19 protein-coding genes and 1 pseudogene are annotated in these 23520 nt (G+C 52.3%); 18 read left to right on the top strand and 2 right to left on the bottom strand.

All coding sequences use genetic code 11. The features are described from left to right. The first annotated feature begins 22 nt into the window (after nucleotides 1-22). The 13 genes from ribH (at nucleotide 23) to SK3146_RS05680 (ending at nucleotide 16999) form a co-directional block, all read left to right on the top strand. On the top strand, nucleotides 23-490 hold the full coding sequence (ribH, locus tag SK3146_RS05740) for a 6,7-dimethyl-8-ribityllumazine synthase (protein ID WP_249864177.1): 468 nt from the start codon (nucleotides 23-25) through the stop codon (nucleotides 488-490). Nucleotides 491-550: 60 nt separating this feature from the next. Further along, the gene (locus SK3146_RS05735; protein ID WP_434006859.1) at nucleotides 551-1390 is read left to right on the top strand and encodes a segregation and condensation protein A; all 840 of its coding nucleotides are present in this window, start codon (nucleotides 551-553) and stop codon (nucleotides 1388-1390) included. After that, complete coding sequence (gene scpB, locus SK3146_RS05730) at nucleotides 1359-1967, top strand: SMC-Scp complex subunit ScpB (RefSeq protein WP_249864176.1); 609 nt, start codon at nucleotides 1359-1361, stop codon at nucleotides 1965-1967. The genes SK3146_RS05735 and scpB overlap by 32 nt, the downstream gene beginning before the upstream one ends. Nucleotides 1968-2107: 140 nt before the next feature. Next, the gene (locus SK3146_RS05725; RefSeq protein WP_249864175.1) at nucleotides 2108-2785 is read left to right on the top strand and encodes a DUF2953 domain-containing protein; all 678 of its coding nucleotides are present in this window, start codon (nucleotides 2108-2110) and stop codon (nucleotides 2783-2785) included. Nucleotides 2786-3108: 323 nt separating this feature from the next. Beyond that, nucleotides 3109-6423, top strand: a complete 3315-nt coding sequence (locus SK3146_RS05720; RefSeq protein ID WP_249864174.1) for a glycosyl hydrolase — start codon at nucleotides 3109-3111, stop codon at nucleotides 6421-6423. Nucleotides 6424-6466: 43 nt separating this feature from the next. Continuing rightward, a complete protein-coding gene (locus tag SK3146_RS05715) occupies nucleotides 6467-7429 on the top strand; it encodes an ABC transporter permease (RefSeq protein WP_249864173.1) in 963 nt (320 codons plus the stop codon). Nucleotides 7430-7474: 45 nt separating this feature from the next. Then, nucleotides 7475-8344: a carbohydrate ABC transporter permease gene (locus tag SK3146_RS05710; protein WP_249864172.1), complete on the top strand. Its 870-nt coding sequence runs from the start codon at nucleotides 7475-7477 to the stop codon at nucleotides 8342-8344. A gap of 80 nt (nucleotides 8345-8424) precedes the next feature. Next, nucleotides 8425-10782 (top strand): AraC family transcriptional regulator, encoded by a 2358-nt coding sequence (locus SK3146_RS05705; RefSeq protein ID WP_249864171.1) that lies wholly within the window; start codon nucleotides 8425-8427, stop codon nucleotides 10780-10782. Nucleotides 10783-10997: 215 nt separating this feature from the next. Continuing rightward, entirely contained in the window at nucleotides 10998-12542 is a 1545-nt protein-coding gene (locus SK3146_RS05700) for a type 2 periplasmic-binding domain-containing protein (RefSeq protein WP_249864170.1), read from the top strand. Nucleotides 12543-12622: 80 nt separating this feature from the next. Further along, the gene (locus tag SK3146_RS05695) at nucleotides 12623-14158 is read left to right on the top strand and encodes a sulfatase family protein (protein ID WP_249864169.1); all 1536 of its coding nucleotides are present in this window, start codon (nucleotides 12623-12625) and stop codon (nucleotides 14156-14158) included. Nucleotides 14159-14352: 194 nt separating this feature from the next. Beyond that, nucleotides 14353-14829, top strand: a complete 477-nt coding sequence (gene ytfJ / locus SK3146_RS05690; RefSeq protein WP_249864168.1) for a GerW family sporulation protein — start codon at nucleotides 14353-14355, stop codon at nucleotides 14827-14829. Nucleotides 14830-15215: 386 nt separating this feature from the next. Further along, nucleotides 15216-16313, top strand: a complete 1098-nt coding sequence (locus SK3146_RS05685) for an HD-GYP domain-containing protein (RefSeq protein ID WP_249864167.1) — start codon at nucleotides 15216-15218, stop codon at nucleotides 16311-16313. Next, the gene (locus tag SK3146_RS05680) at nucleotides 16313-16999 is read left to right on the top strand and encodes an SOS response-associated peptidase (RefSeq protein WP_249866190.1); all 687 of its coding nucleotides are present in this window, start codon (nucleotides 16313-16315) and stop codon (nucleotides 16997-16999) included. The genes SK3146_RS05685 and SK3146_RS05680 overlap by 1 nt, the downstream gene beginning before the upstream one ends. Nucleotides 17000-17076: 77 nt before the next feature. Here the strand turns inward: SK3146_RS05680 and SK3146_RS05675 are convergent. Next, nucleotides 17077-17961: pseudogene (locus SK3146_RS05675) on the bottom strand (IS3 family transposase); the annotation flags it as partial. Between the two features lie 52 nt (nucleotides 17962-18013). Between SK3146_RS05675 and SK3146_RS05670 the strand changes: the two are divergent. Together SK3146_RS05670 and SK3146_RS05665 are read left to right on the top strand one after the other, a co-directional pair. Continuing rightward, a protein-coding gene (locus SK3146_RS05670) for an IS5 family transposase (RefSeq protein ID WP_249864166.1) occupies nucleotides 18014-18777 on the top strand; the annotation gives its coding sequence in 2 pieces (ribosomal slippage) (nucleotides 18014-18350 and nucleotides 18350-18777; 765 coding nt in all). Nucleotides 18778-18914: 137 nt separating this feature from the next. Continuing rightward, the gene (locus SK3146_RS05665; RefSeq protein ID WP_024982794.1) at nucleotides 18915-20216 is read left to right on the top strand and encodes an IS1380 family transposase; all 1302 of its coding nucleotides are present in this window, start codon (nucleotides 18915-18917) and stop codon (nucleotides 20214-20216) included. A 153-nt stretch (nucleotides 20217-20369) separates the two neighbouring features. On the opposite strand, the gene SK3146_RS05660 is transcribed toward SK3146_RS05665, so the two are convergent. Further along, a complete protein-coding gene (locus SK3146_RS05660) occupies nucleotides 20370-20846 on the bottom strand; it encodes a helix-turn-helix domain-containing protein (RefSeq protein ID WP_249864165.1) in 477 nt (158 codons plus the stop codon). Between the two features lie 287 nt (nucleotides 20847-21133). Here SK3146_RS05660 and SK3146_RS05655 point away from each other — a divergent pair, with 287 nt between their 5' ends. The 3 genes from SK3146_RS05655 to SK3146_RS05645 are packed head-to-tail and all read left to right on the top strand — an operon-like array spanning nucleotide 21134 to nucleotide 23518. After that, nucleotides 21134-22306 carry a D-alanyl-D-alanine carboxypeptidase family protein gene (locus SK3146_RS05655; protein ID WP_375295510.1) on the top strand — a complete coding sequence of 391 codons (1173 nt, stop codon included), beginning with the start codon at nucleotides 21134-21136 and terminating at the stop codon, nucleotides 22304-22306. A 51-nt stretch (nucleotides 22307-22357) separates the two neighbouring features. Beyond that, on the top strand, nucleotides 22358-22978 hold the full coding sequence (locus SK3146_RS05650; protein WP_249864164.1) for a nucleoside recognition domain-containing protein: 621 nt from the start codon (nucleotides 22358-22360) through the stop codon (nucleotides 22976-22978). Between the two features lie 6 nt (nucleotides 22979-22984). After that, a complete protein-coding gene (locus tag SK3146_RS05645; protein WP_283942809.1) occupies nucleotides 22985-23518 on the top strand; it encodes a spore maturation protein in 534 nt (177 codons plus the stop codon). The last annotated feature ends 2 nt before the right edge of the window (nucleotides 23519-23520 follow it).

Raw genomic sequence — 23520 nt, 5'->3', positions numbered from 1 at the left:
TTCGGAAGGATGTTGAACAAACATGGCGAAAGTATACGAAGGACATTTAGTATCCAAAGGATTAAAGTACGGCATCGTCGTCGGCAGATTTAACGAATTTATTACGAGCAAGCTGCTCGGAGGCGCTTTGGACGCGCTCAAGCGTCACGGCGCAACGGATGATGAAGTGGAAATCGCTTGGGTGCCGGGCGCGTTCGAAATTTCCCTGATCGCTCTAAAAATGGCGGAAAGCGGCAAGTACGACGCCGTCATTACGCTGGGCGCGGTCATTCGCGGATCAACGCCTCATTTCGATTACGTCTGCAACGAAGCGGCCAAAGGCGTGGCGGCAATCAGTCTGAAGACGGGCGTTCCGACGATCTTCGGCGTGCTGACGACCGATTCGATCGAGCAAGCCGTGGAGCGCGCCGGAACGAAGGCCGGCAACAAAGGCTGGGAGGCTGCCACGACGGCTATCGAGATGGCGAATTTGACCAAACAGCTTTCCTAATTTACAATAGGTAAGATGTCGAAATTTATCGGCGGTTTTGCTTCGCAAAACTCAAAGCTTATGCTTACGAAGACAGTTTTGCTTCGCAAAACTTTTAGGGGGAAATTCTACTTGGAGAAAGTGACATACAAGCTGGATATGTTTGAAGGCCCCCTTGATTTGCTGCTTCACCTGATAGACAAATCAGAGATCGATATCTATAACATACCGATTAAAGAGATTACCGACCAGTACATGGAATATCTGGACGCTATGCAGGAGCTGGAGCTGGACATTACAAGCGAATTTCTGGTGATGGCGGCGACGCTGCTGTCGATCAAGAGCCAAATGCTGCTGCCGAAGCCGCCTGTCATCGAGTTCGAATATGACGACTACATGATGGACGAGGATTACGATCCTCGTTCAGAACTCGTCGCCAAGCTGGTCGAATACAGGAAGTATAAAGCGATTGCGGACCATCTCCGGGACAAGGAACTGGAACGCAGTCTTATTTATACCCGCGAGCCTGAGGATTTGACTCCTTATGTGCCTATAGTCGTGGAGAATCCTGTGAAAGGGCTTCATGTTGCGGACTTGGTGTACGCGTTCCAGCGGGCATTGCGGCGGATGGAGAGCCGAAATCTCGTCGCCAAAATCCGCAAGGACGAAATTTCGGTCAAAGACCGGATGCGCGAGGTCGTGGACATATTGGAGCAATCCGGCGGCTCGATCATGTTCTCGCGGCTGATAGACCGCAGCGAATCCAGAGAAGGTCTCGTAACGACATTTTTGGCATTGCTGGAGCTTATGAAGGTCAAAGCGATTGTTTGTTACCAGCACGGATTGTTTGAGGATATTGTCATACAGGCTAGAGAGGAAGGAAAGGCACATGGATTTTCAACAGATGAAATCAGTTATTGAGGGCTTGCTGTTCGTGGCAGGGGACGAAGGTCTGGATGCCAAGCAGCTCGCCGAGGTGTTGGATCAGCATGCTGATTTCATTCGCGAACTTGTGCTGGAGCTGCAGGAGGATTTCCGGCGTCAGAGCCGCGGCTTGCAAATTGTCGAGATGGCCGGCGCATTTCAATTGACGACGCTTCCTGCTCACGCCCCTTACTTTGAACGGCTGGCTTACTCCCCATCCCGCTCGTCCTTGTCGCAAGCGGCATTGGAGACGCTCGCCATTATCGCTTACAAACAGCCGATTACCCGCGTGGAAATCGAGGAAATTCGCGGCGTCAAAGCGGAGCGAGCGCTGCAGACGCTGGTCGCCAAAGATTTGATTATCGAAGTGGACCGCGCCGATGCGCCGGGACGGCCTATTTTATACGGCACGACGAAAGCGTTTCTCGATTATTTCGCCTTAAGCAGCATCGAAGAGCTGCCGGAAACGACGATGTTCCAGACCGATGATAATTTGGAGGAGGAAACCAGGCTGCTGTTCGAGAAGCTCGACGCGCAGCAGATGACCTTCGAAGATATCGGCAAACCGGAATAGATCGCGGTCGATACATATAATTCCTGCGAATGTTTTACCATCGCTGGGCTATACTAACTCCTGAATGTACGGAAGCGAAGCTTCGCCATGAGGGGTTTTTTGGCGTATTCGGGAAAGGTAGCGCCCGTGGGAGGTAGAACATGATTTGGCCTTGGATTGCAGGTGCGGCGGTTGTCCTGCTCATCATTTTTGTTTCCAGCAGCATCCAGCTGCGGTTCACGATCATGCGCATGGAACAGGATGACGAGATCATATTGGACGTGCATACGATGTACGGACTCGTCAAGAGAAAACTGGCCATTCCGGTCATTAAGTTTTTGAATATGGAGGAAGGCGTAAAGCTGAAAACCGAGGTTGTCGACAAGATGAACGAGCAGCTGAAACAGGACGGGAAAGAGAATATTACGAGCAAAAAAGTTAGGGAAGCGTTCGAGAATATGCAGATTTTGCTGGCGAACTGCTTTCAATTCCACCATTGGCTGCGCTCTACGATGAGTCATCTCCGCTGTACGCGACTGCACTGGAAAACCAATGTGGGAGTAGGCGACGCGGCGGAGACGGCAATGACGGCCGGAATGGTGTGGGGGCTTAAGTCATCGCTGCTCGGATTTTTGTTTCGTTACATCCAATTGGAAACGAGGCCGGTCATTCAAGTCGTGCCGCAATATAATAAAGTTATGCTGGCATCGGAAATTCAATTTTTAGCCAAAATCCGCGTGTTTTATGTCTTGCTGGCGATGCTGCGCCTGCTGTCGCGGATATTGAAAGTGAAGGGCGGCTTCAGAACATGGCGCCGGGTGCTGTTCAAAGCATCGTAGCCTGCCGCCGGTTATAAGCCAAGACATCTAATTATTCATCAACGCGCAATAAGCAGCACTCTTTGGAAACGGTCACCGGATGCTCCGCTGACGATTCCAGAGAGTGCATTTTTATTTGCGGGAAGAAGCCGACAACAAGTAAAAAGCCTGAAAAACCGGCCTTCTGCAAGGATGTTTAATCTGTGCAAGAAAGTGCACAACCCCTTTGGTCCTCTACAAGAAAAGTACAATTGCCGCTTGGAACATGATTCGGTACAGTGAGTAGCATAAGAAATAAGAAGCAAGGCGAGAAACGGCCATTGCAATGAAGGAGGCTGTCCGGTATGTATGCGGATACAATAGAATGGATGGAGAACCCGGCTGCAGAATATCGTATTCATCCGTTCTGGTTTTGGAACGGGGATATGGAGGATGAACAAATTCGGCGGCAAATTGCCGAGATGAACGATAAAGGGGTCGGCGGTTTTTTTATATGCCCGCGCCAAGGCTTGAAAATTCCTTATTTGTCGAAGGCCTGGTTTGAGAAGGTGCGCACGGCGGCCGAATGCGCCAAAGGGTACGGCATGCATGTATGGCTGTACGACGAATACCCGTATCCGAGCGGCATTGCGGGCGGCGAGGTTACCCTGGAGCATCCGGAGGCGAAGCATACTTATCTGGTTCATCAAGCCGAACGCGTATCGGGAGGAACCACTCATACGATGGAGCTTCCCTGGGCCCGGATCTTGTCCGCCAAGGCGGTGCCGGTTTCGGAAAACGGCGAGAAGCGATGGGAAGAGGCGATCGATGTCCGCCATACCATCGGCAATTATCAGGCCGATCCTTTATTTCAAAAAGCAGGGCTGACCGCCTACAACGCCAAACGATTTTTCACCTACCGCACAATTTATAAAATGATTTGGGACGTGCCGCCGGGTGAATGGGAAGTGGTCGTCTTTTTGGAGAAAGAGATCGAGGATTTCAAATATTACGGCACCTTCGTCGACCCGCTTAACCGCGAGGCGATGGCTGCGTTCATCCGCATGACCCATGAACAGTACGCCCGCTACGTCGGCGAGTTTTTCGGGCACACGATCAAGGGGATGTTTACGGACGAGATTGGCTTGCTGGGCAATATGCCATGGTCCAACCAGCTTCCCGGCTACTTCAAGGAACGGACAGGCTTGGATTTGAAGGAGCGCCTGACCGCTCTCGCCTATGCGGACAGCCCGGACGCGGCCCGAATCCGTTACGAGTATTACCAGTCGATCCATTTGCTGCTGCGGGAGGCCTACCACAAGCAGGTCCATGACTGGTGCGAGGAGCACGGACTTCAGTATGTGGCCGAAGTGCCTTCCGTACGGATGACGACGCAAGCGTTCAGCCATGTGCCGGGAGGGGATTCGGGACACGAGAAGCTGGGCCGGCCGCTGGAATGGATTCTTAAGCGGTATGCCAACAGCCTCCGGTATAACCCGAAGATGATCAGCTCATTGGCTAGGCAGCTCGGCCGCAAGCGCAATCTAGTGGAATGCTTCCACAGCGTCGGCTGGTCGATGACGCTTCAGGACGCCAAATGGATGATCGACCGATTGGCTGCGCTGGGCGCCAATTTTTATAACTTTCACGCCTTTTTCTATACGCTGGACGGTTTGGCCCAGCATGATGCGCCGCCGTCGCAGTTTTTGCAAAATCCGTACTGGCCGTATTTCCGCCAGTTGGGCGATTATACCGGACGCATCAGCCGGCTGATGAGCGAAGGCATCGCCGACATCCGCATCGCCGTATTGGACCCGACGACTTCGCTGTGGACGCAGCTCGGCAATCCGTTCCATAACTTCGGATACGGGGGAGAGGACCCGGCCGAGAAGCAGCGGCTGGAGCGGCTGCGCGGCGATTGGGAAGCGATCGGCATCGAGCTGCTCCGAAACCGCCGGGATTTCGATCATCTCGATCCCGAGCTGCTGGCGTCGGCCGAGCTTGCGAACGGCCGTCTGAACATAGGCGATGCGGCTTATGAGGTGCTGATCATTCCGCCGATAACGAATTTGGAAGCACTCGCTTGGAAGCAAATCCAAGCATTCGCGGAACATGGCGGCATCGTGATCGCGCTCGGCCTGCTTCCGCATGAAGCGATTGAAGCGGGCAGTCCCGCGGAGCGGGAAGCGGCTGCACTGTTCGGAGCCGAGGGCTTCCGGACGCAGGAGCAGTATTGGGGAGGCCGCGGGCCGTCGAACGAGAACGGCTTGAAGCCGCAGCCAGGCTGGACCAAAGGGAAACGCGAGGCTTACTTCATTCCTGCGTTTGCCGGTCAGAATACAGAGAATATGCCGGCTGTGCTGCTTTCCTTGCTGGAGCTTGTCGCGCCGTCCGCCGTTCGCCTGACGGCCGACAGCGATACGCTGCCGTTCCTGATGCAGAGCCGCAAGCTGACGGAACGCCGCGGCGTCGTCTTTGTAAGCAATCAGGAGGGCGGCAGCCATTCGGCGCAGCTATGTATCGACCCGCAGCGACTGCGCGGCGTGGGGACGGAAGAGAGCGCGCCGGTCAGCCTCCATTTCCGCTTGCTCAATCTGGAGACGGGACAAGCTCATCCGGTCGAGGCCACGCTTCGCGAAGGCGAATGGGCGCTGCCGCTGGCTTTCGCGCCATACCAGTCTTATGCCGTAGAATGGGAGGCGAATGAAGCGGACCGGGAGACGGAGGAAGAAAGACCGCTCGTTCCACCGTCGCTGCAGCTGGAGCTGGAGAGCCGCGGGCCGTGGACGATGAAAGCCGAGTCCGACAATACGCTCCGGCTGGAAACATTCCGGCTCACGATCGGCAGAGCGGGGGAGCCGGGCGAGGATTTGCCCGCTTACGAGGTCAAAGCCAAAACGTTCATCGATCAGTGCGATGACATCGCCGGACAACGGGAGTTCCCCGTCAAGCTGCGGCAAATGTTCGGGACTCCGCTTAAGCTAAGTATGGATTATCCGTTCGCTTGCGCTTACCGTACCGAGGTGCGGATCGACCGGATGCCGCAGGCGTGCCGGATGTTTATGGACACATCGGCGATTTCCGGGGAATGGACCTTGAGCATTAACGGGCATACGCTGACGCGCGCTTCCTTCGCCAAGCATGAAATATACGATTATCAAAATATAGCCTGCGACATTCTCCCGTTTATCCAACCGGGAATCAACGAAATAAAGGTCAACGTGCAGGTGGAGCATGATTGGGACGGCGTTGTCGATGCGATTTATTTGCAGGGACCGTTCGGCGTCGAGTGGGATTCTTCCGGTTTGCCGGCATTGACGGCCGAGCCGGAATCGGCGGCGTCGCTGCCGTCGGAATACAGTGCCGGATACCCGTATTACGCAGGCGCCATCCGCTACGAGAGATCCTTTGAAATAACGGATGCGCACGCCCGCGATTCGTTCGAATTAAGCTTCCCGGATTGGGAGCAGCACGATACGGTAGAAGTGACGGTCAACGGGCGCGCTTTGGGCGTTCGTTCCTGGTCGCCGTATGTATGGCGCGGTCCTGCATCGATGCTGCGCAGCGGCTCCAATACCGTCGAAGTTCGGGTTACCGGAACGTTGATCGGATTGTTGGAAGGCAAATATTTCAACTATCGCGACCATTCCGTCGACCCGGTTGAAGGCCGGCAGACATGAAGGCATATCTCATTACACGAACTTAAGGAAGGGAGCTGGCCCTATGAATCAAGCACATACTCAGAAGGTTGTACACAGAGCAGCAGATAAAGCGTCTTCGCAGAGAAGGTTTTGGAAGGATATAAGGCGGGACAAATATTTATATTTGCTCGCGCTGCCGGGGCTATTGTTCCTGCTTTTATTCAAATATATCCCGCTGGCCGAGGTTGTGATCGCATTTCAAAACTATTCGCCGCTGCTGGGAATTTTCAAAAGCAAATGGGTTGGACTGGATCATTTCATCCGGTTTTTCTCCAACCCCGATTTCATGATGCTGTTTCGCAATACGATGGCGATCAGCTTGCTGAATCTGGTCTTTTTCTTCCCGGTGCCGATTCTGCTCTCGCTTATGCTCAATGAAGTGAAAAACGAAATTTATAAAAAAGTCGTGCAATCCATCGTTTACTTGCCGCATTTCCTCTCTTGGGTTATTATTGCCGGCTTGACTTTCCTGCTGCTGGCCAAAGGGGAAGGCGTCGTGAACAAAATGCTCGAAGCCTTCGGTATGGAACGAATCGGGTTTCTGACCAATCCGAATATATTCTGGATTATGGTCACGATCCAGTCCGCCTGGAAGGAAGCCGGCTGGGGCACCATCATCTTCCTGGCGGCGATGGCCGGCATCGACCCGCAGCTCTACGAGGCGGCCCGCATGGACGGCGCCGGGAGATTCCGGCAAATGTTTCACATTACGCTTCCCGCCATTCGCAGCGTGATCGTCGTGCTGCTGATTTTGCGGCTAGGTCATATTATGGACGTCGGCTTCGAACAAATTTTCCTGATGTATAACGGGGCCGTGTCGCAGGTAGCGGAGGTATTCGATACGTACGTCTACCGGGTCGGTATCCAGCAAGCGCAGTTCAGCTACAGCACGGCCGTCGGCTTGTTCAAATCGCTTGTCGGCCTCGTTTTGGTCATTCTGTCCAATAAAGTGGCCAAAAAATTCGGCGAAGAAGGCGTATATTAATACCGGCTTCGGCCGGCACCATAATAGGTTCAGGGGTGAATCCGTATGAGAGAGAACATGGGCGACCGTGTCATCAATATAACCAATCTTGCATTGCTCGCGATCATTGGCGCCATTACTTTCTTCCCGCTGTATTACGTTATTGTCGTTTCTTTTACAGAGCCTTCGGAATTTTTGCAAAAGCCTTTCGTGCTGCTGCCGAAGCATTGGTCTCTCGCTTCGTATGAGTACATGCTGTCTTCCAAATCGTTTATCCGCTCGATCGGCAACAGCGGTTTTCTGGCGACGGTAGGGACGGCTCTCAGCTTGGTCGTTACTGCGGGAATTGCGTATGCCTTGTCGCGCAAGCGTCTTAGAGGCCGCAAAATTTTCATGCTGCTGATCTTGATCACGATCTTGTTCAGCCCCGGCATTATTCCGAACTATATGATCGTACGCCAGTTCGGACTCATTAACAGCGTATGGGCTTTGATTATTCCTTCTCTGGCGAGCGGTTGGAACATTATCTTGATGAAAAGCTTTTTTGACAGCCTTCCGGTGGAACTGGAAGAATCGGCGGCAATTGACGGAAGCAGCGATATCGCTACCTTTTTCCGGATTATTTTACCGCTGTCTCTGCCGTCGCTCGCGGCCTTCGGATTATTTTACGCGGTCGGCTATTGGAACCAATATTTCAATGCGCTGCTTTATTTGAACGATGCGGCCAAATGGCCGATTCAGGTAATGCTGCAAAATATGCTGCTGAGCGCCAATAACAGCGATTTGATGATCTCTTCTACAGCGGCGCAAGCGCCTCCGTCGACGACTCTGCAAATGGCCGCCGTTATTATCGCTACCGCTCCGATCCTGGCCATTTACCCGTTCCTGCAGAAGCATTTTGCCAAAGGAGGCATGGTTGGCTCGGTTAAGGGGTAGATTGAATAAAGGGATTTATCACACCTTCGTAGAAGTTAACCACTCTCAAGCAGTGTGATAACTCCTATGGAGGTGTGCAGATGTACCAGAAGACGAAGCTACGCTGGCTGACGGCGGGAAAGAAAATTTACGGCCGCAAGCACAGCTTTTACCGCAGAAGCTTGATGATGATTTTGCTGATTGCCTGCATTCCCGGATTAATTACGGGGGCAGGCATATACTGGCTTACCACCGGTAAAATCGAGGGCGAGCTGCAGCGGCTGCATCAGAACCAGATCAAGCAGCGCGCCGAGAACATAGACGATCAGCTCTCCTTCCTGGAGATGACCTTCTCCCATTGGTCCTTCGATCCGAAGTTCGATCAAAAGCTAAAGGACATCAATTTTACCGACAAGTACGACAGAGTGCAGGAGCTTTACCGGACGATGGTCGTCATCGAGGGCTCTCATCCGTTGATTGAGAAGGCCGAGTTTTTTTTGAACCAGCCCCGGCCGTTTGTCATGAATAAGGAAAAGTACGTTTATTTGAATCCGGATCAGATTAAGAAGTATGCCAATTACTTGAAACAGCCGAAAACGATATTTTGGACGGATGCGTCGGCCGGCTCGCCGGAAGACAGCGACGGGAAATTCAACCTGAATCTGGTGACCAAATTCCCCGGCGGCAGTCCGGAGCCGTTCGGCGTCCTGGTCGCTTCGCTGGACGAAAGCAAGCTGAGCAAGCTGCTCCGGACGCTCACCCCTTATGACGAAGGGTCGTCCATTCTGATGGCGGACACGGGGAGCTGGCTTATCACCGGCGGCGGCAAGCCATCCGAGCTGGATTACGCCTTGAAGCAGGAGTACGAGAAGCGCGAGGGCCAAGAGAGCTCATTTCTGTTTACGCACGACAAAATCACGTATTCCGTTTCTTCCGGATCATTCCCGCGGCTCGGCAGTACCTGGACTTATTTGTCTGCAGCGCCTGTTACGGCGATTACGTCGCCGGTGTTGTTCATCTCCAAGATCATTCTAGTTATCAGCTTGGCCGGGCTGCTGCTGGCGCTCACGCTCTCCTGGCTCGGCACGTATCGTTTGTATACGCCGGTCGGCCGCTTGATCGGGCTTCTTGCCGATGACGAAGAAGGGCTGTCGGCCCGGTCCGATCATAAAGACGAGTTTGAGCTTATCAGCAATCACTGGAAATCGCTCATGAGCGAGAGCGAGTCGCTGCGCAACACATTGAGCCAGCAAATGCCGCTTGTCCGCGAAGGGTACATGCTGCAGCTGGTTCAAGGATATTTGTTCTCGTATTCGGAGCGCGATATTCGCGACCGGCTTCAGCATTTCGGCAGAAATACCGAAAACCGGCTGTTTATTGCGGCTCTGCTGCAGGTAAGAGGGCTTTCCGGGCATGAAGGGCGCTTTTCATCGGATGATGAAGGGCTTGTTGCGTTCGCGGTTGCGAATATTGTCGAAGAATTGAAGGAAAGTTGGGGAATCGAAGCGGAAATTGTCAATTTTCACGACTTGACGATAGGAATGCTTTTGTTCCAACCGCAAGATCGTTCCCCCAAACAAGTGCGGGCCGGGCTGCTTGAGTTTTTGCAGGAGCTGGTTTCGGCGGTGGACCGGACGCTCAAGCTGCAAATGATCGTTTCGGTCAGCGGGCCGACGCCGCATATGAAGCAGATTCCTTATTTGTTCGACGAAGCGCGCCAGGCGCTCAGTTACCGCGAATTATCCGAGGAGAACCCGATTATCGATCTGGAACAGCTGAACAAGGCCGACTCGCAGCGTCAATTTACGTATCCTTTTGCGCTGGAAAAAGAAATTATTCATTCGATCCGCCTCGGCTCCGAGGAGGAAGCGGCTGAGCTGATCGAGCAGTTTTTGCGGGAGCTTTCGAAGGCAGGCTCTACCGAACTGGTCATCAGGCAGGGGATGCTGCAGCTGCTGGGCAGCATATTGAACGCCATGGTGCAATCCGGCTTGAACCCGGTGCAGCTGTTCGAAGGGGCGAATTTGTTCGACCATTTGAGCATGCAGCAGGGGCCGGAGGAAATGCTGACATGGTTCAAGCATAAAGTGATCGGGACGTTCGTGCAGGAGCTGATCAGCAAACAGGATTTTCATCTTAAGCAAATGGTCGAGCAAGTGATGCTCTATTTGAACGAACGGTTTATGACGGATGTATCGCTTGATTCGTGCGCCGACCATTTCGGCACGAGTCCTTATACGCTGAGCCGCGCCTTCAAGCAAATCGCGGGACTCAATTTTATCGACTACTTGACCAATATCCGGCTTGCCAAAGCCAAACAGCTGCTGCGCGAAAGCGAATTGAAAATTACGGAGATCGCAGAGCGGGTAGGCTATCAGCAGAGCTATTTTAACCGGATTTTCAAAAAATACGAAGGCGTGACGCCGAGCCAATTCAGGGAAAGGGTCAGGGAACGATGAACGGGGGAAACGCGCGTATTCTGCTGGAAAACGCGCGTTTTCCGTTTACTACTGGTCCTGCAACAAAGTCTTAAAGCCCGATTTTGGCGGCTGCAAGAAAGTCTGATTGTGCGAAGACGCCCCTTGTCTTACAGTGGAGTCACAGCAAGCGCTTTACATCAACACGAATCAGCATCAGATCAGCATCAGCCATCAAAAGGAGGAGTCACAAGATTATGAAGAGAAAGAAAAAAGTTGCGCTAAGTTTATCGACAATCATGCTGCTAAGCGGATTATTGTCGGCTTGCGGAGGCGGCAGCGAATCCAAATCCGCGGGCAATCAAAGCGGCAAGGCAAATGACGTGCTTAACGTAAGTATTATGACGATTCTATTAACTCCTACACCGCCGCCGGACGACAATCCGATTAAGCAGGCCATCGAGAAGGCGACCAATTCCAAGATGAACATTCAGTGGGTTTCGGGTAACAGCTATCCCGACAAGCTGAACGTGACCTTGGCCTCGGGAGATATTCCGGATTTGATCTATATTAACGATCCGTTCTCTCCTGTATTCCGTACGATGGTGCAGCAGGGCGGATTCTGGGATATTACCGATCTGGTAAAAGATTATCCGAATCTTTCGAGCAAAATATCCAAAACCGCATGGGATTTGACGAAAATGGAGGACGGCAAAAATTATTCGATTCCGCGTCCTCGTCCGTCCGAAGCCGATTCCTTCTTCATTATCCGTAAGGATTGGCTGGATGCGCTCGGCATGAAACCGCCGACAACGACCGATGAATTGTACACGGTTCTGAAGGCGTTTGCAGAAAAAGATCCGGACAAAAACGGTAAAAACGATACGATTCCGTTTACCGCCAATATCGATCCGAGCAACTCCGCAGCACCGATGGGTTCTTTGGGCCATATCGAAAATTCCTTCACAGGCGTGAACGGGAACTGGAAATATGTGGACGGAAAAATGGTATTCGCCGCATTCCTTCCCGAAGAGAAGCAAGCTATTGAATTTATGAGCAAGCTGGTAAAAGAAAAGCTGATTCCTGAAGATTTTGCATCCATGAAGGGTACGCAAGTCAGCGATTTGTTCAAAGCGGGCAAGGCCGGAATGATCGCGGAAAAAGCCGGTACGATGCAAAACTATTATCCGGACATCAACAAAATTACGCCGACGTTCAAAGATACCGATTTCTATCCTTTGACCTCCATCAACAATTACAATCCGAAGGGACCGGGCTTTGCGGGCACGCTCGCTATTCCTAAGACGGTGCCTGAGGCAAAAATGAAACAGATTCTGAAGATGGTCGATACATGGATGAACGACGATGTGTTCGATATTCAAACTTACGGTTTTGAAGGGGTCGATCATGTCGTGAAGGACGGCGTGAAGGTCGTCGATTCGAAGGCGCTGTCCGAACACCACGGTCCGGAGTTCAACCAAATTGTTTATGTCGCCGACCCTTACGCGAGCTCGACGAAAAACTTCTTCTCCAAAGAAGCGAATGAGCTGTATGCCAAAATTCAAGACGAGCGTACGAAAAACAGCGTAGCAGACATTTCGACGGGCTTGTACTCGCCGACGGCCCAGCAGTTTTTGCCGGAATTCATTAAAAATATGACCGATTTGAAAACGAAAATTTTGCTCGGCGCCGCTCCGATCACAGCGTGGGACGATTATGTGAACAAAATGAAAAACGATCCGAACGTTGTGAAAATGACTCAGGAAATGACCGATGCTTATAACAAACGCATAGGAAAATAATACCGGGAACAACCGGCATCCTTGGCAGACATGCCGAGGGTGCTGGTTTTCATTGCTGCCGGAACAGGGGAGAGGAAGATATGGAAACGTCCAAACCGAATATTATATTTTTTATGACCGACCAGCAGCGCTGGGATTGTATCGGCAAGTTCAATTCGCATATTAAAACGCCGACGCTCGACAAGCTTGCGGAGCGGGGCATCGTATACAGCCAGGCGGTTTGCCAGGCTCCGATGTGCGTGCCGAGCCGCAGCTCGATGATGTTCGGCTATTACCCTTCCCAACTGGGAGTGAGAACGAACCATGGAGGATTGTACGACGAGAAGCTGCTGCCGAGCGACCCGCTGCCCGAATTAATGAGAAAGGCTGGTTATCAGACGGCGGGCTTCGGCAAGACGCATTGGAATCACGGGCTGAAGACGGACAATCCGTCGGCCCGAGGGTTCGAAGTCCGGGCGGTCGGACTGGCCAGAGACAGCGGGCATTATGAAGAGGGCGCCGTTATGATGGGCGACGTGGAACCCGAAGGGCTCAGGCAATATTATGAAGAGACGAAATCCTATGGAGGCGGAGAAGAAAATGCGAACGGGTATATCGGCTGCACGAGCGAGCTGCCCATGCATCTTCACCGCGACGGCTGGGTAGCCGAGCAGTGTCTCGAGTTTCTTGACGAGGGGCTTGACCCGCAGCGGCCGTTATTTTTGTATTTATCGTTTTTGAAGCCCCATGCAGGATTTAATGTACCCAAACAATTCGAGGACTTATACGACATCAACGATATTCCGGATATTCCCCAGCCGCCATGGGAGGACGAGAACGGCACTCACCTGGCTGCAACCGATGAAGTGAGCGAGTCGAGCCGGCAGCAGTATTTGGAGAAAAAGCAAGTGTGGAGCGAGATGACACCGGAAGAGAGGAAGCGCACGACGCTGCGGTACTGGGCGAACTGCTCCTGGCTCGACCATTATTTCGGGCGGGCGCTGGAGAAGCTGGAGAGCCAAGGCAGACTGGATAACGCACTGATCGTATTCGTATCCGATCACGGAGAGATGCTGGGAGAACGGGCTTACCGATTCAGCAAATATTGTCTGTATGACAGCAGCGTTCGGGTGCCGATGATTTTGTCGGGCTCGTATATTCCCGAACCGCTGCGCGGAACGATAGACGAGCGCCCGGCCGAGCTGGTCGATCTGGTGCCGACGCTTGCCGGAGTAGCCGGATCGCCTCGCAATCCGCAGCTGCCGGGGCTGGATTTGCTGGGAGCGAGACAGCGGGCGGGAACGTTCTGCGAGTTCCACGGCAAAGGATATTCGAACAAGCTGTCCGTTCATTCGGCGCCGTCTCTTATGTGGCGCAAAAAAGAGTGGAAGCTGATCATGTATTTGCCGGGAGCCATCGAGGACGCCATCGGCCGCGTGGATCGGTTTCAGGGCGAGCTGTATCATTTGACGGATGATCCTAACGAATGGAATAATTTATATGACGATGAAGCGTATTCGGCGATCCGGGAACGGATGACGGCCGAGCTGCTGATGCATTTGGCATGCGTTTGGGCGAAAGGGCCGTTTTTCTACGATCGGCACGGCCTGGAAGCATTGGAGAACGCGGCTCAATAAGCGATTATATGGATGCTGCCTGCACCGGGACGTTTACGAAGCCTCTGGTTTCGATGAACGCCCGTTTTTTTTGTTTAGGAAATGATGCGCAGCAATTTCGGTATGGATACATAGCTTCTTTCGTTAGGGGAAAAGCTAATGATGCAAAAGGAATCCTTATGCTTTTCACAGTTACACGAAACGGAGGAGGAAATATGACAGCACATCCTATCGAAGGCTTAATGAAAGTCGCCATGGAAAACATTAAGGAAATGGTCGATGTCAATACGATCGTAGGAGATCCGGTGGAAACTCCCGACGGCAGCGTCATTATGCCTATTTCCAAAGTCGGTTTTGGCTTTGCGGCGGGGGGCAGCGAATTTTCCGGCGAAGAAGGGTCCGGGACGCATAAGAACGACTCGATGAACGCCCAAGTATCTCTTCCGTTCGGCGGCGGCAGCGGCGGCGGAGTGTCCATTACGCCGATCGCCTTCCTCGTTGTAGGCAAGCATGGCGTCAAGATTGTGCCGCTCGATAATCAAACCCATCTGCTTGAACGGTTGATCGATTCCGCTCCGACGGTCGTTGACCGGATTCAGAGCATGATGAAAAACTCCAAGCCGGGCGCAGAGAATCCGGCCAACGGAGCGCATGTCACCAATAATATCGAGAATCAAAACTTTATCGTTTAAAGCAGGAGCGTCCCCGCTTCTGCACCGGATTCATCTTACCTTTCGGCCGCTCGCTCTTCCGGGCGGCTTTCTTTGTTGTTTAGGAAATGATGCGCAGCAATTTCTAGTGGATATCCTCCCCCGATTGGAATGTCTAACCATAGAACGATCCCAGAGGAATGGTTAGACGCCGATCCAGCTTAGCCTGGATGCGAACGGAATAAGCTTCAGAGCATCACGTCACTACCCTGGAAATTACTCTTGGTACCCCATTTCCATTGTCTGTGGTGCCGCGTCGGCGGCATGGATGGCTTTTGGGGGATTTGTTCCTTGCGTGCAAAATAGTTGCTCTTTGCCTGGCTTTCTTTTATATTTAAGCTAAAGCCTACGACGAAAGAGGTATTTTTGTGCGGTTAATTCCCACGCGTTCCTGCGTTCCCGGCATGAAGCTGGGGAAATGTATTTTTAACGAAGAGGGCATCATTTTATTAAAGGAGCATGCTCAGTTATCGCAAACGCTGATCAATCGGCTGCAGCAGCTGGGCATTGATTTTTTATACATCGAAGACGAAGCGACGGCGGACGTGGTCATAGAAGAGCCTATTTCCGATGAAACCCGTATCAAGGCGCTGTCCGAAATTCGCAATCATTTCAAAATGATAGTCGAGAGCAGCGGCAAGGCCAAATTTTCCAAAAGCCAGTTTATGGGCAAGGCGTTCGGCAACGTGATGAAGATGATTATGGACGATTTGGATTCGCGGGAAAGTCCGCTGATCATGCTGTTGAATATGAACGTGCTTAACAACTACTTGTATCAGCATTCGTTGAACGTGTGCATATACGCCACCATGCTCGGCATGGCGTACGGCTACGGCCGCGACGAGCTCGCGACGATCGGGCTCGGCGGGCTGCTGCACGATATCGGGAAAACGAAAATCAACCCGGATATTATAAAAAAAGCGGGCCCTCTGTCGGCCGAAGAAAAGGCGGAGGTGCAGAAGCACGCCGAATTCGGCTTCAAGCTGCTGAAGGACGAGCCGAATATTCCGCTGCTGGCGGCGCATTGCGCCTTTCAGCATCATGAGCGGCTGGACGGCAGCGGTTATCCCCGGGGAATCAAAGACAATGAGATTCACGAATATGCCAAATGGATCGCTATCGTCGACAGCTACGATTCGATGACGACGCATCGTCCGCATCGGCTGGCGATGCTGCCGCATCAGGCGATGGAAGTATTGTTTGCCGGAGTGGGTACCCTTTACGAGCATAAGAAGGTCGCTTTGTTCAGAGATAATGTAGCGATCTATCCGCTGGGACTTACCGTCACCTTAAGCACCGGGGAAAAAGGCGTCGTCGTTCGCATCAATCCGGCGGTTCCGCAAAGGCCGACGGTTCGCGTGCTGGAAGAGGCGGACGGAAGGAAGCTGACTCAGCTGTACGAGATCGATTTGTCCGAAAAGCTGACTGTTTTTGTAAGCAAAGTGGATGAATGGGGGACAAGCTGATGTGCGGCCGTTACACCATAACCGTTTCGCTGGAGGAGCTGATGCTCCATTTTTTGCTGGGCAGCGGTCCGGCAAGTTACGGCCCGCGTTATAACGTAGCTCCCGGACAGTGGATTCCGGCGATCCTCGGAGGCGGCGAGGGAGCGCCGGGAAGGTTGGGAGAGCTGCGCTGGGGACTCGTGCCCGGCTGGACGAAAGAAGCGGGCGGCGGTCCCAAGCCGATCAATTTGCGTGCGGAGACGGTCGGCGAGAAGCCCGGATTTCAGCGGCTGCTCATGCGCAAGCGGTGTCTAATTCCGGCCGACGGTTTCTATGAGTGGAGGAAAACGGGCAATGGAGCGAAGCAGCCCGTCCGCTTCGTCATGAAGGACCGCTCCCCGTTCGGCATGGCTGCGCTGTACGATACGTGGGTCGATCCGAGCGGCGGCAAGCTTCATACTTGTACGATCATCACAACGTCGCCGAACGAGGTCGTCGCCGGCGTGCATGACCGGATGCCCGTCATCCTGCCGCGGGAAGCCGAAAAGATTTGGCTCGACAGAACCGTTGCCGATGTACGCCCGCTGCTGCCTCTGCTAACGCCTTATCCGGCCGATAAGATGACGTCCTATGAAGTGGATGCGAGGGTCGGCAATTCGCGCTATGACGCACCGGACTGCATAGAACCTATGCGCACGCTGCTTTAAACGTATTTTTTTGCTATGAGCTAACTCGATAACCTATGAGGAATGAAGTGACCCCAAAAAGTTAGACACTATAAAGTTTAAGCAGCCTTTAGGGTGTGAATCCGGTATTGAACCGGGCTCATACCCTTTAATTTTGCCTTAATCCGTTTGTGATTGTAGTAATCGATATATTGTTTGAGCTCTTTCTTAAAGTGTTCCATGCTTTCAAACTCTTGTCTATATAAAAATTCGGATTTTAAGATACCGAAGAAATTCTCAATAACCGCATTGTCATAGCAGTTTCCTTTGCGTGACATACTTTGTGTGATCCCACGTTTCTTTAATGCCTGCTGATATGGCCCCATTTGATAGTGCCAGCCTTGATCTGAATGAATCATCAGTTGATCTCCGTCATTTATATGTTCAAACGCTTTGTCCAGCATCTTGGAAACAAGGGAATAGACAGGGCGTGATTCTATTGTATAGGTGATAATTTCTCCACTAAATAAATCCAACATCGGGGATAAGTAAACCTTCTCACCGAATAATTTGAACTCTGTAATGTCGGTTACCCATTTCTCATTGGGCTTCTTCGCTTTGAAATTTCGATCTAAAACATTCGGTGCTATTTTCCCGACATTCCCCTTATACGAGCGGTACTTTTTCATCCGGACCGTACATTTCAGACCGAGTTCGCCCATCATTCGCTGCACCCTCTTATGGTTGATCTGGTGCCCTTCATTGTGTAATTGATCCCGAATACGGCGGTATCCATATCGGCCTCGATGCTCATCATATATGGCTTTAATGCGGGCTTTTACATCGGCATCTTTGTCCGGCCTTTCCAAGGTGGCTACCCAATAGTAGTAGCTACTACGTGGAATCTGGGCCAGCTGCAGCAAGGCTGTAATAGGGAATTCATGCCTTAGTTCAAACACTACTTGCGCTTTGACTTGTTTTGTAACTTTTCCTTGCTTTGAACTAGAGTCTGTCTTCAAACTATTAATCAAGTAAAAATAATGGTAGAATCAGGGTATGAGAAGACGATACGAAATACACGACGAACAATGGGAAATTATTAAAGACTTGCTGCCCTCCGAGCGAAAAAAGCAAGGCGGAAGGCCAGCAAAAGACAATCGGACGATGTTGAATGCCATGCTGTGGATTGCAAGAACCGGCGCGCCTTGGCGCGATTTACCGGAGTATTATGGTTCCTGGAAAACCGTATACACCCGATTTCGCCGCTGGCAAATGTCTGGGGTGTGGGAGCAGATTTTAGAGCATGTTTCGATAGAACCCGACTTCGAGAATGTGATGATCGATGCAACCATCGTTCGCGTTCATCAGCATGGAGCCGGGGCAAAAGGGGGCAGCAATTTCAAGCCATCGGGCGATCCAGAGGCGGACTCACGACCAAGATCCACGCCATCGTAGACGCACTGGGTAACCCTTTGCGTTTTGAACTCACCGGCGGACAAAGTCATGATTGTATGACGGGCTACGAAATGCTGAAGTCCATGGAACTTACTGGAACCAATGTCTTGGCGGATCGAGGATACGATACGAATGCAATCCTTGATCTTCTACAGGGTCAACAAGCCAATCCCGTGATTCCCAGTAAAAAGTCTCGCCGTGTTCAGCGAGATTGCGACTGGTGGCTTTACAAAGAACGCCACGGGGTAGAATGTTTTTTTAATAAAATTAAGCATTATCGTCGCATTGCTACACGGTTTGAGAAATTAGCCTGTACGTTCAAGGCTTTTTTGACATTAGTTTCGATTATGATATGGATGGCTTAAGTTTGAAGACAGGCTCTAAGGCATTCAACCTGAATTTCGAAAGTACTGCGCATTAAAAACATAAAAAGGGCTCCAAATCTTTGGTAGAATGGTGTTTGTCCAGGACAACATCACCCAAAGAGAGGAGCACCTTTTAGGTGAAGTCTACCACACCGGTCAGCAAAATCAAGAGCGAATTTTCGCTGCAGAACGCCACGAGTTTCGGCGGCGTCAAAATCTTTTTGGCCTATCTCGAAAAAATCAAGCTCGCCGAGGCCATGCAGCGCCTTTCCGGCGGCAAAGCGCACAACGCCATTTTTCCTGTTCATCGCATCCTGCTCTATCTAATGGTTGGCTGGATGCTGGGCTGCGGGCGTATTTTTCATTTCCGCAAGTTACAGCACGATGTGTTGCTTTGTCGTTTTCTGGGAGGCCGTCTGCCGCATCACAGTTTGCTGTACAAGGAGCTCGCGCGTCTGGGCAGATCCTGCCCGCAGCTCCCGACGGAACTGCGCAAGCTGAATATGGAAATCATTCATCTCTGCTTGCCGTCCAAGCCAATCCTTGATCTGGACTCCTCGGTGGAGACGGTATACGGGGAGCAGGCCGGCGCGGCCAAAGGCACCAATCCGCATAAGCCCGGACGAAACAGCTACCATCCGTTGCTGGCTTTTGAAGGGCAAACCCACTTGAATCTGAATGCGAGGCTTCGCCCCGGCAACACGCATTCTTCAACCGACGCAATCGACTTTTTGCAGCAAACCTTCGCACTGCTCGGCGAGCGCCAAGTGGCGTACGCCCGGTTCGACAAAGGCTTTGGCGGCGAGGATTTCTACCAACTGTGGGAAGGCCGCAAGATCGGTTACGTCGGCAAAATGAAATGGACCAAACGCCTCGCAAGCGACGTGGCGGCTTGTCGCTACTGGACGCGCTATGTCGACGAGGACTGGATCATCGAGGGCATCACTTTGATTTACAAAGCTACGTCCTGGAAAAAGCCCCGTCGCGTAGCGGTCATTCGTAAGACGCAAGTCTGCGAAGACGGTCAAGGCCGCATCGTATTCGACGAGGACTGGCAGTATGAAGCGATTGTAACCAACCTGGAGTGGGAACCAATTGACCTATGGCGCTTTTACAACCAGCGTTGCTGCATGGAAAATTACATCAAAGAGGCGAAAGACGGTTTTTCCATGGACCGGATCGCGACCAGTGATTTTGAAGCGAATGAAGTCGATCTGCTGATCAAGTTGCTGGCCTACAATTTGTTCGAACGCTTTAAGCGCGATTGTTGCGAACCGATGCATCAGGGTTATACGATTGCAAGATTCCGACTGGAGTTCTTTCATTGCGCGGCGACGCTTGTTCGGCATAGTCGCGCGGTCGTGCTCAAGCTGATCAAGGATTTCGACGGTCGTCATGCATGGAAACGAATCGAAGCCAAAGTGGTTCAATTGGAGTGACGGCTTCCAACATTTCACATGGAAAACAACAATGCCCCTTTTCTGGGGAGGGGGGAGTTATCCCCATGTGGATATTGGTTTCAAAATTTCGCTGGTCCCACTCCCACTTATTCACAGTTGTTGATCCGCTCCTGGATGATCGCCACCGCATTCTTATGCGCTTTCGAAATTCAGGTTCAACTTTTTTAAATAAGCATTCTCCATCCGCAGATGCTGTATTTCGGCTTGTAATGCCTCAATCGAACCTTCAACAGGAGTTGCTTTCTTTTCTTTTTTCATAGATAAACGCCCCTTTTTCATTGGTTCCAGGGCGTCTTCGCCTTCTTCTTCCAGAATCCTTCTCCAATTCGATATGGCTGAAGGTGCCGCGATGTTATACGTTACGGCAGTTTCTAAAAGAGACGCTCCTGATTCGTTCATAAATCGAAGTACGTCCATTTTAAACTCTTTCGAGTACGTTGTATACCGTGCAGCTAAACCTTCCATACCATGTGCACGATAGAAAGCTACCCACTTAATAACGGACTTGTAATCGATTCCAATGCGTGCCCCGATCTCAGAATAGGATTCTTTTCCTGACAAATAATCTTGTACGGTCTGGAACTTCTCCTTCACACTGAATCTACTCATAAAAAACTGCACCTCCAATTGTTAGCTTGTGTCTAACAATTGGGGTGCAGTTCAGAACTTTAACGGTTCCCCGTAGGTTTTTTTGCGCTGTTTCGAAATAAAGCCGGTTTCATACGCCGATAAGGAAGAGGACATAACGCGGCTCTTTAAGCATATACATGTACAAGATGTCCCGCTTGCCGACTTAAGAATAGTTTCCTCGGGGAGCCGCCGCTGCGCTGTCCCGACAAAAAGTACAAGCAGGGAGTAAGACGGGGAGTACTCAAGTTTAGGAGGACCGGAGCCACATGAAAAGATTGGGATCGCTCATCATGGCAATCGTTTTGACCTTTACCGTAATGAACGGGTCAACACCGGCAGAAGCAGCCCCGCCCGTATCGACCCACGCGGAGACGGCGGCTTTGATCGATGTTACTTCGGGGCGGATTTTGTACAGCCAGCAGGGGGACAAACCGATGCGCATCGCAAGTCTGACCAAAATTATGACGGCGATCGTCGCCATTGAAAAGGGCAATTTGTCCGACGTGGTGAAAGTGAGCAAAAACGCGTTCGGCAAAGAAGGCTCGTCGATCTACTTGCGGCTGGGCGAAGAAATGAGCCTGCATCATTTGCTGTACGGCATGATGCTCCGCTCCGGCAATGACGCCGCAACGGCGATAGCGGAGCATGTCGGCGGAACGGTCGAGGGCTTTGCCTACATGATGAACGAAGAGGCGCGCCTCATCGGCATGCGCAATTCCAGCTTTAAAAATCCGAGCGGACTGGATGCGGAGGGGCATTATTCGACCGCCAACGATATGGCGCTGCTGGCCGCCTATGCGCTCAAAAATCCGGTATTTCGGGATATCGTGAAAACCAAAGTGAAGAAGGCGCCGAACCCGAACGATCCGTGGGATTACACGTGGATGAACAAAAATAAGATGCTCAGCTTGTACGAAGGAGCCGACGGAGTCAAGACAGGCTACACGAAAATAGCCAAGCGCTGTCTCGTCTCGTCCGCTACGCGCAACGGCCAGCAGCTCGCTGTCGTTACGCTCAACGACGGCGATGATTGGGCGGATCATGCGAAGCTGCTCGATTACGGCTTTCAGAACTTCCCCCTGAAGAAACTGACCGCCAAGGGCGATCCTGTGCAGGGGACGGATTATGTCGCGGGCAACGCCTTCTCTTATCCGGCTCTGGATTCGGAGCAAGGCCAGTTCAGCTCCAAGGTGCAGTTGAATGATCCTGCTTCTATCAACTACCGGCTCGGCGAGATGGGAAAACTGGAGTTCAGTTTGAACGGCAAGCCTATCGGAAACGTTCCGCTGTACGAGAAGGGCAGTTCCCGTCTGAAGGAAAAGGAAAGCTCGTCCATGTCATTTTCGGCGAGCGATGAATGGGAAGCGTCGTTCACCGAGAAATGGCTGTATATTATGCAATTTCTCGTCCGCGTATTGTTTACGGGACGCGCGATCTAAGCCAAAGCTAAGCCAAAGCGCCAAATGCCGGCGGGAAGGGAGCCAGCGGAAATGGTCAATTTTATATGGTTGTTTTTCATCGTAGCGGGATTCGCCGTCGCCGCCTTCCAGGGGAAGATCGAGCTCGTCACGCAGGCGGCGTTCGACGGAGCCAAAAGCGGAGTGACGGTATGCTTCGGGCTTATCAGCATTATGGTGTTTTGGCTCGGCATGATGCGGATTGCGGAGGACGCGGGGCTGCTGCAGAAGCTGGCCGTCCTGCTCCGCCCGATCGTCCGCTTCCTGTTTCCGAGCGTTCCGAAGGATCATCCGGCCATCGGCTACATCATGTCGAACATGAGCGCCAACATTCTCGGTCTCGGCAATGCGGCCACTCCCATGGGAATCAAGGCGATGCAGGAGCTGCAGCTGCTGAACCCGGACAAGGATACGGCAAGTCCCGCGATGTGCACGCTGCTTGCGCTGAATACGGCGAGCATTACGCTGATACCGACGACGCTGATCGCGATCCGGATGAACTTCAATTCCGCCAATCCGGCGGAGATCGTAGGCACGACGCTGCTTGCAACCTTTATCTCTACGCTCGCCGCCATCCTCGTGGATAAGTGGTATCGGCAGCGCAGCACCGTGATACCTAAGAACCGGAGGAACAATCCGAAAGGGAAAGGATGATCTCCATTGTACTCTTGGATAAATATGATTTCGGCCTGGGCGATTCCCGTTATTATCGTGTTTATCCCCCTGTTCGCCGCCTACCGTAAAATCCCTGTCTACGAGTCCTTCGTGGAAGGAGCCAAAGACGGCTTCGATACCGCCATCCGGATCATTCCGCATCTGGTTGGGATGATGGTCGCCATCAGCGTATTTCGCGCATCCGGAGCGATGGAGCTGCTTATCGGCTGGATTCGCCCGTTCTGCGAGATGCTCGGGCTGCCCAGCGAGGTGCTGCCGCTGGCCATATTGCGGCCGATTACAGGAGCGGGCTCGCTGGCCTTCACTACGGATTTGATCCAGCAGTTCGGCCCCGATTCGCTGATCGGCCGGATCGCCTCGACGATTCAAGGCAGCACGGACACGACCATGTACGTCATCACCGTGTACTTCGGCGCCATCGGCATCCGCAAGGCCAGCTATGCGCTCAAGGTCGGTCTGATCTCCGACGCGGTCGGCTTTCTCGCCTCGGTCGTCATCTGTTATTTGGTCTTCGCCTAGAA

The sequence above is a fragment of the Paenibacillus konkukensis genome (assembly GCF_023523925.1).
GTDB lineage: Bacteria > Bacillota > Bacilli > Paenibacillales > NBRC-103111 > Paenibacillus_S > Paenibacillus_S doosanensis.
The sequence above is the reverse complement of the archived record's forward strand: the minus strand, read 5'-3'. Positions and strand labels throughout refer to the sequence as shown.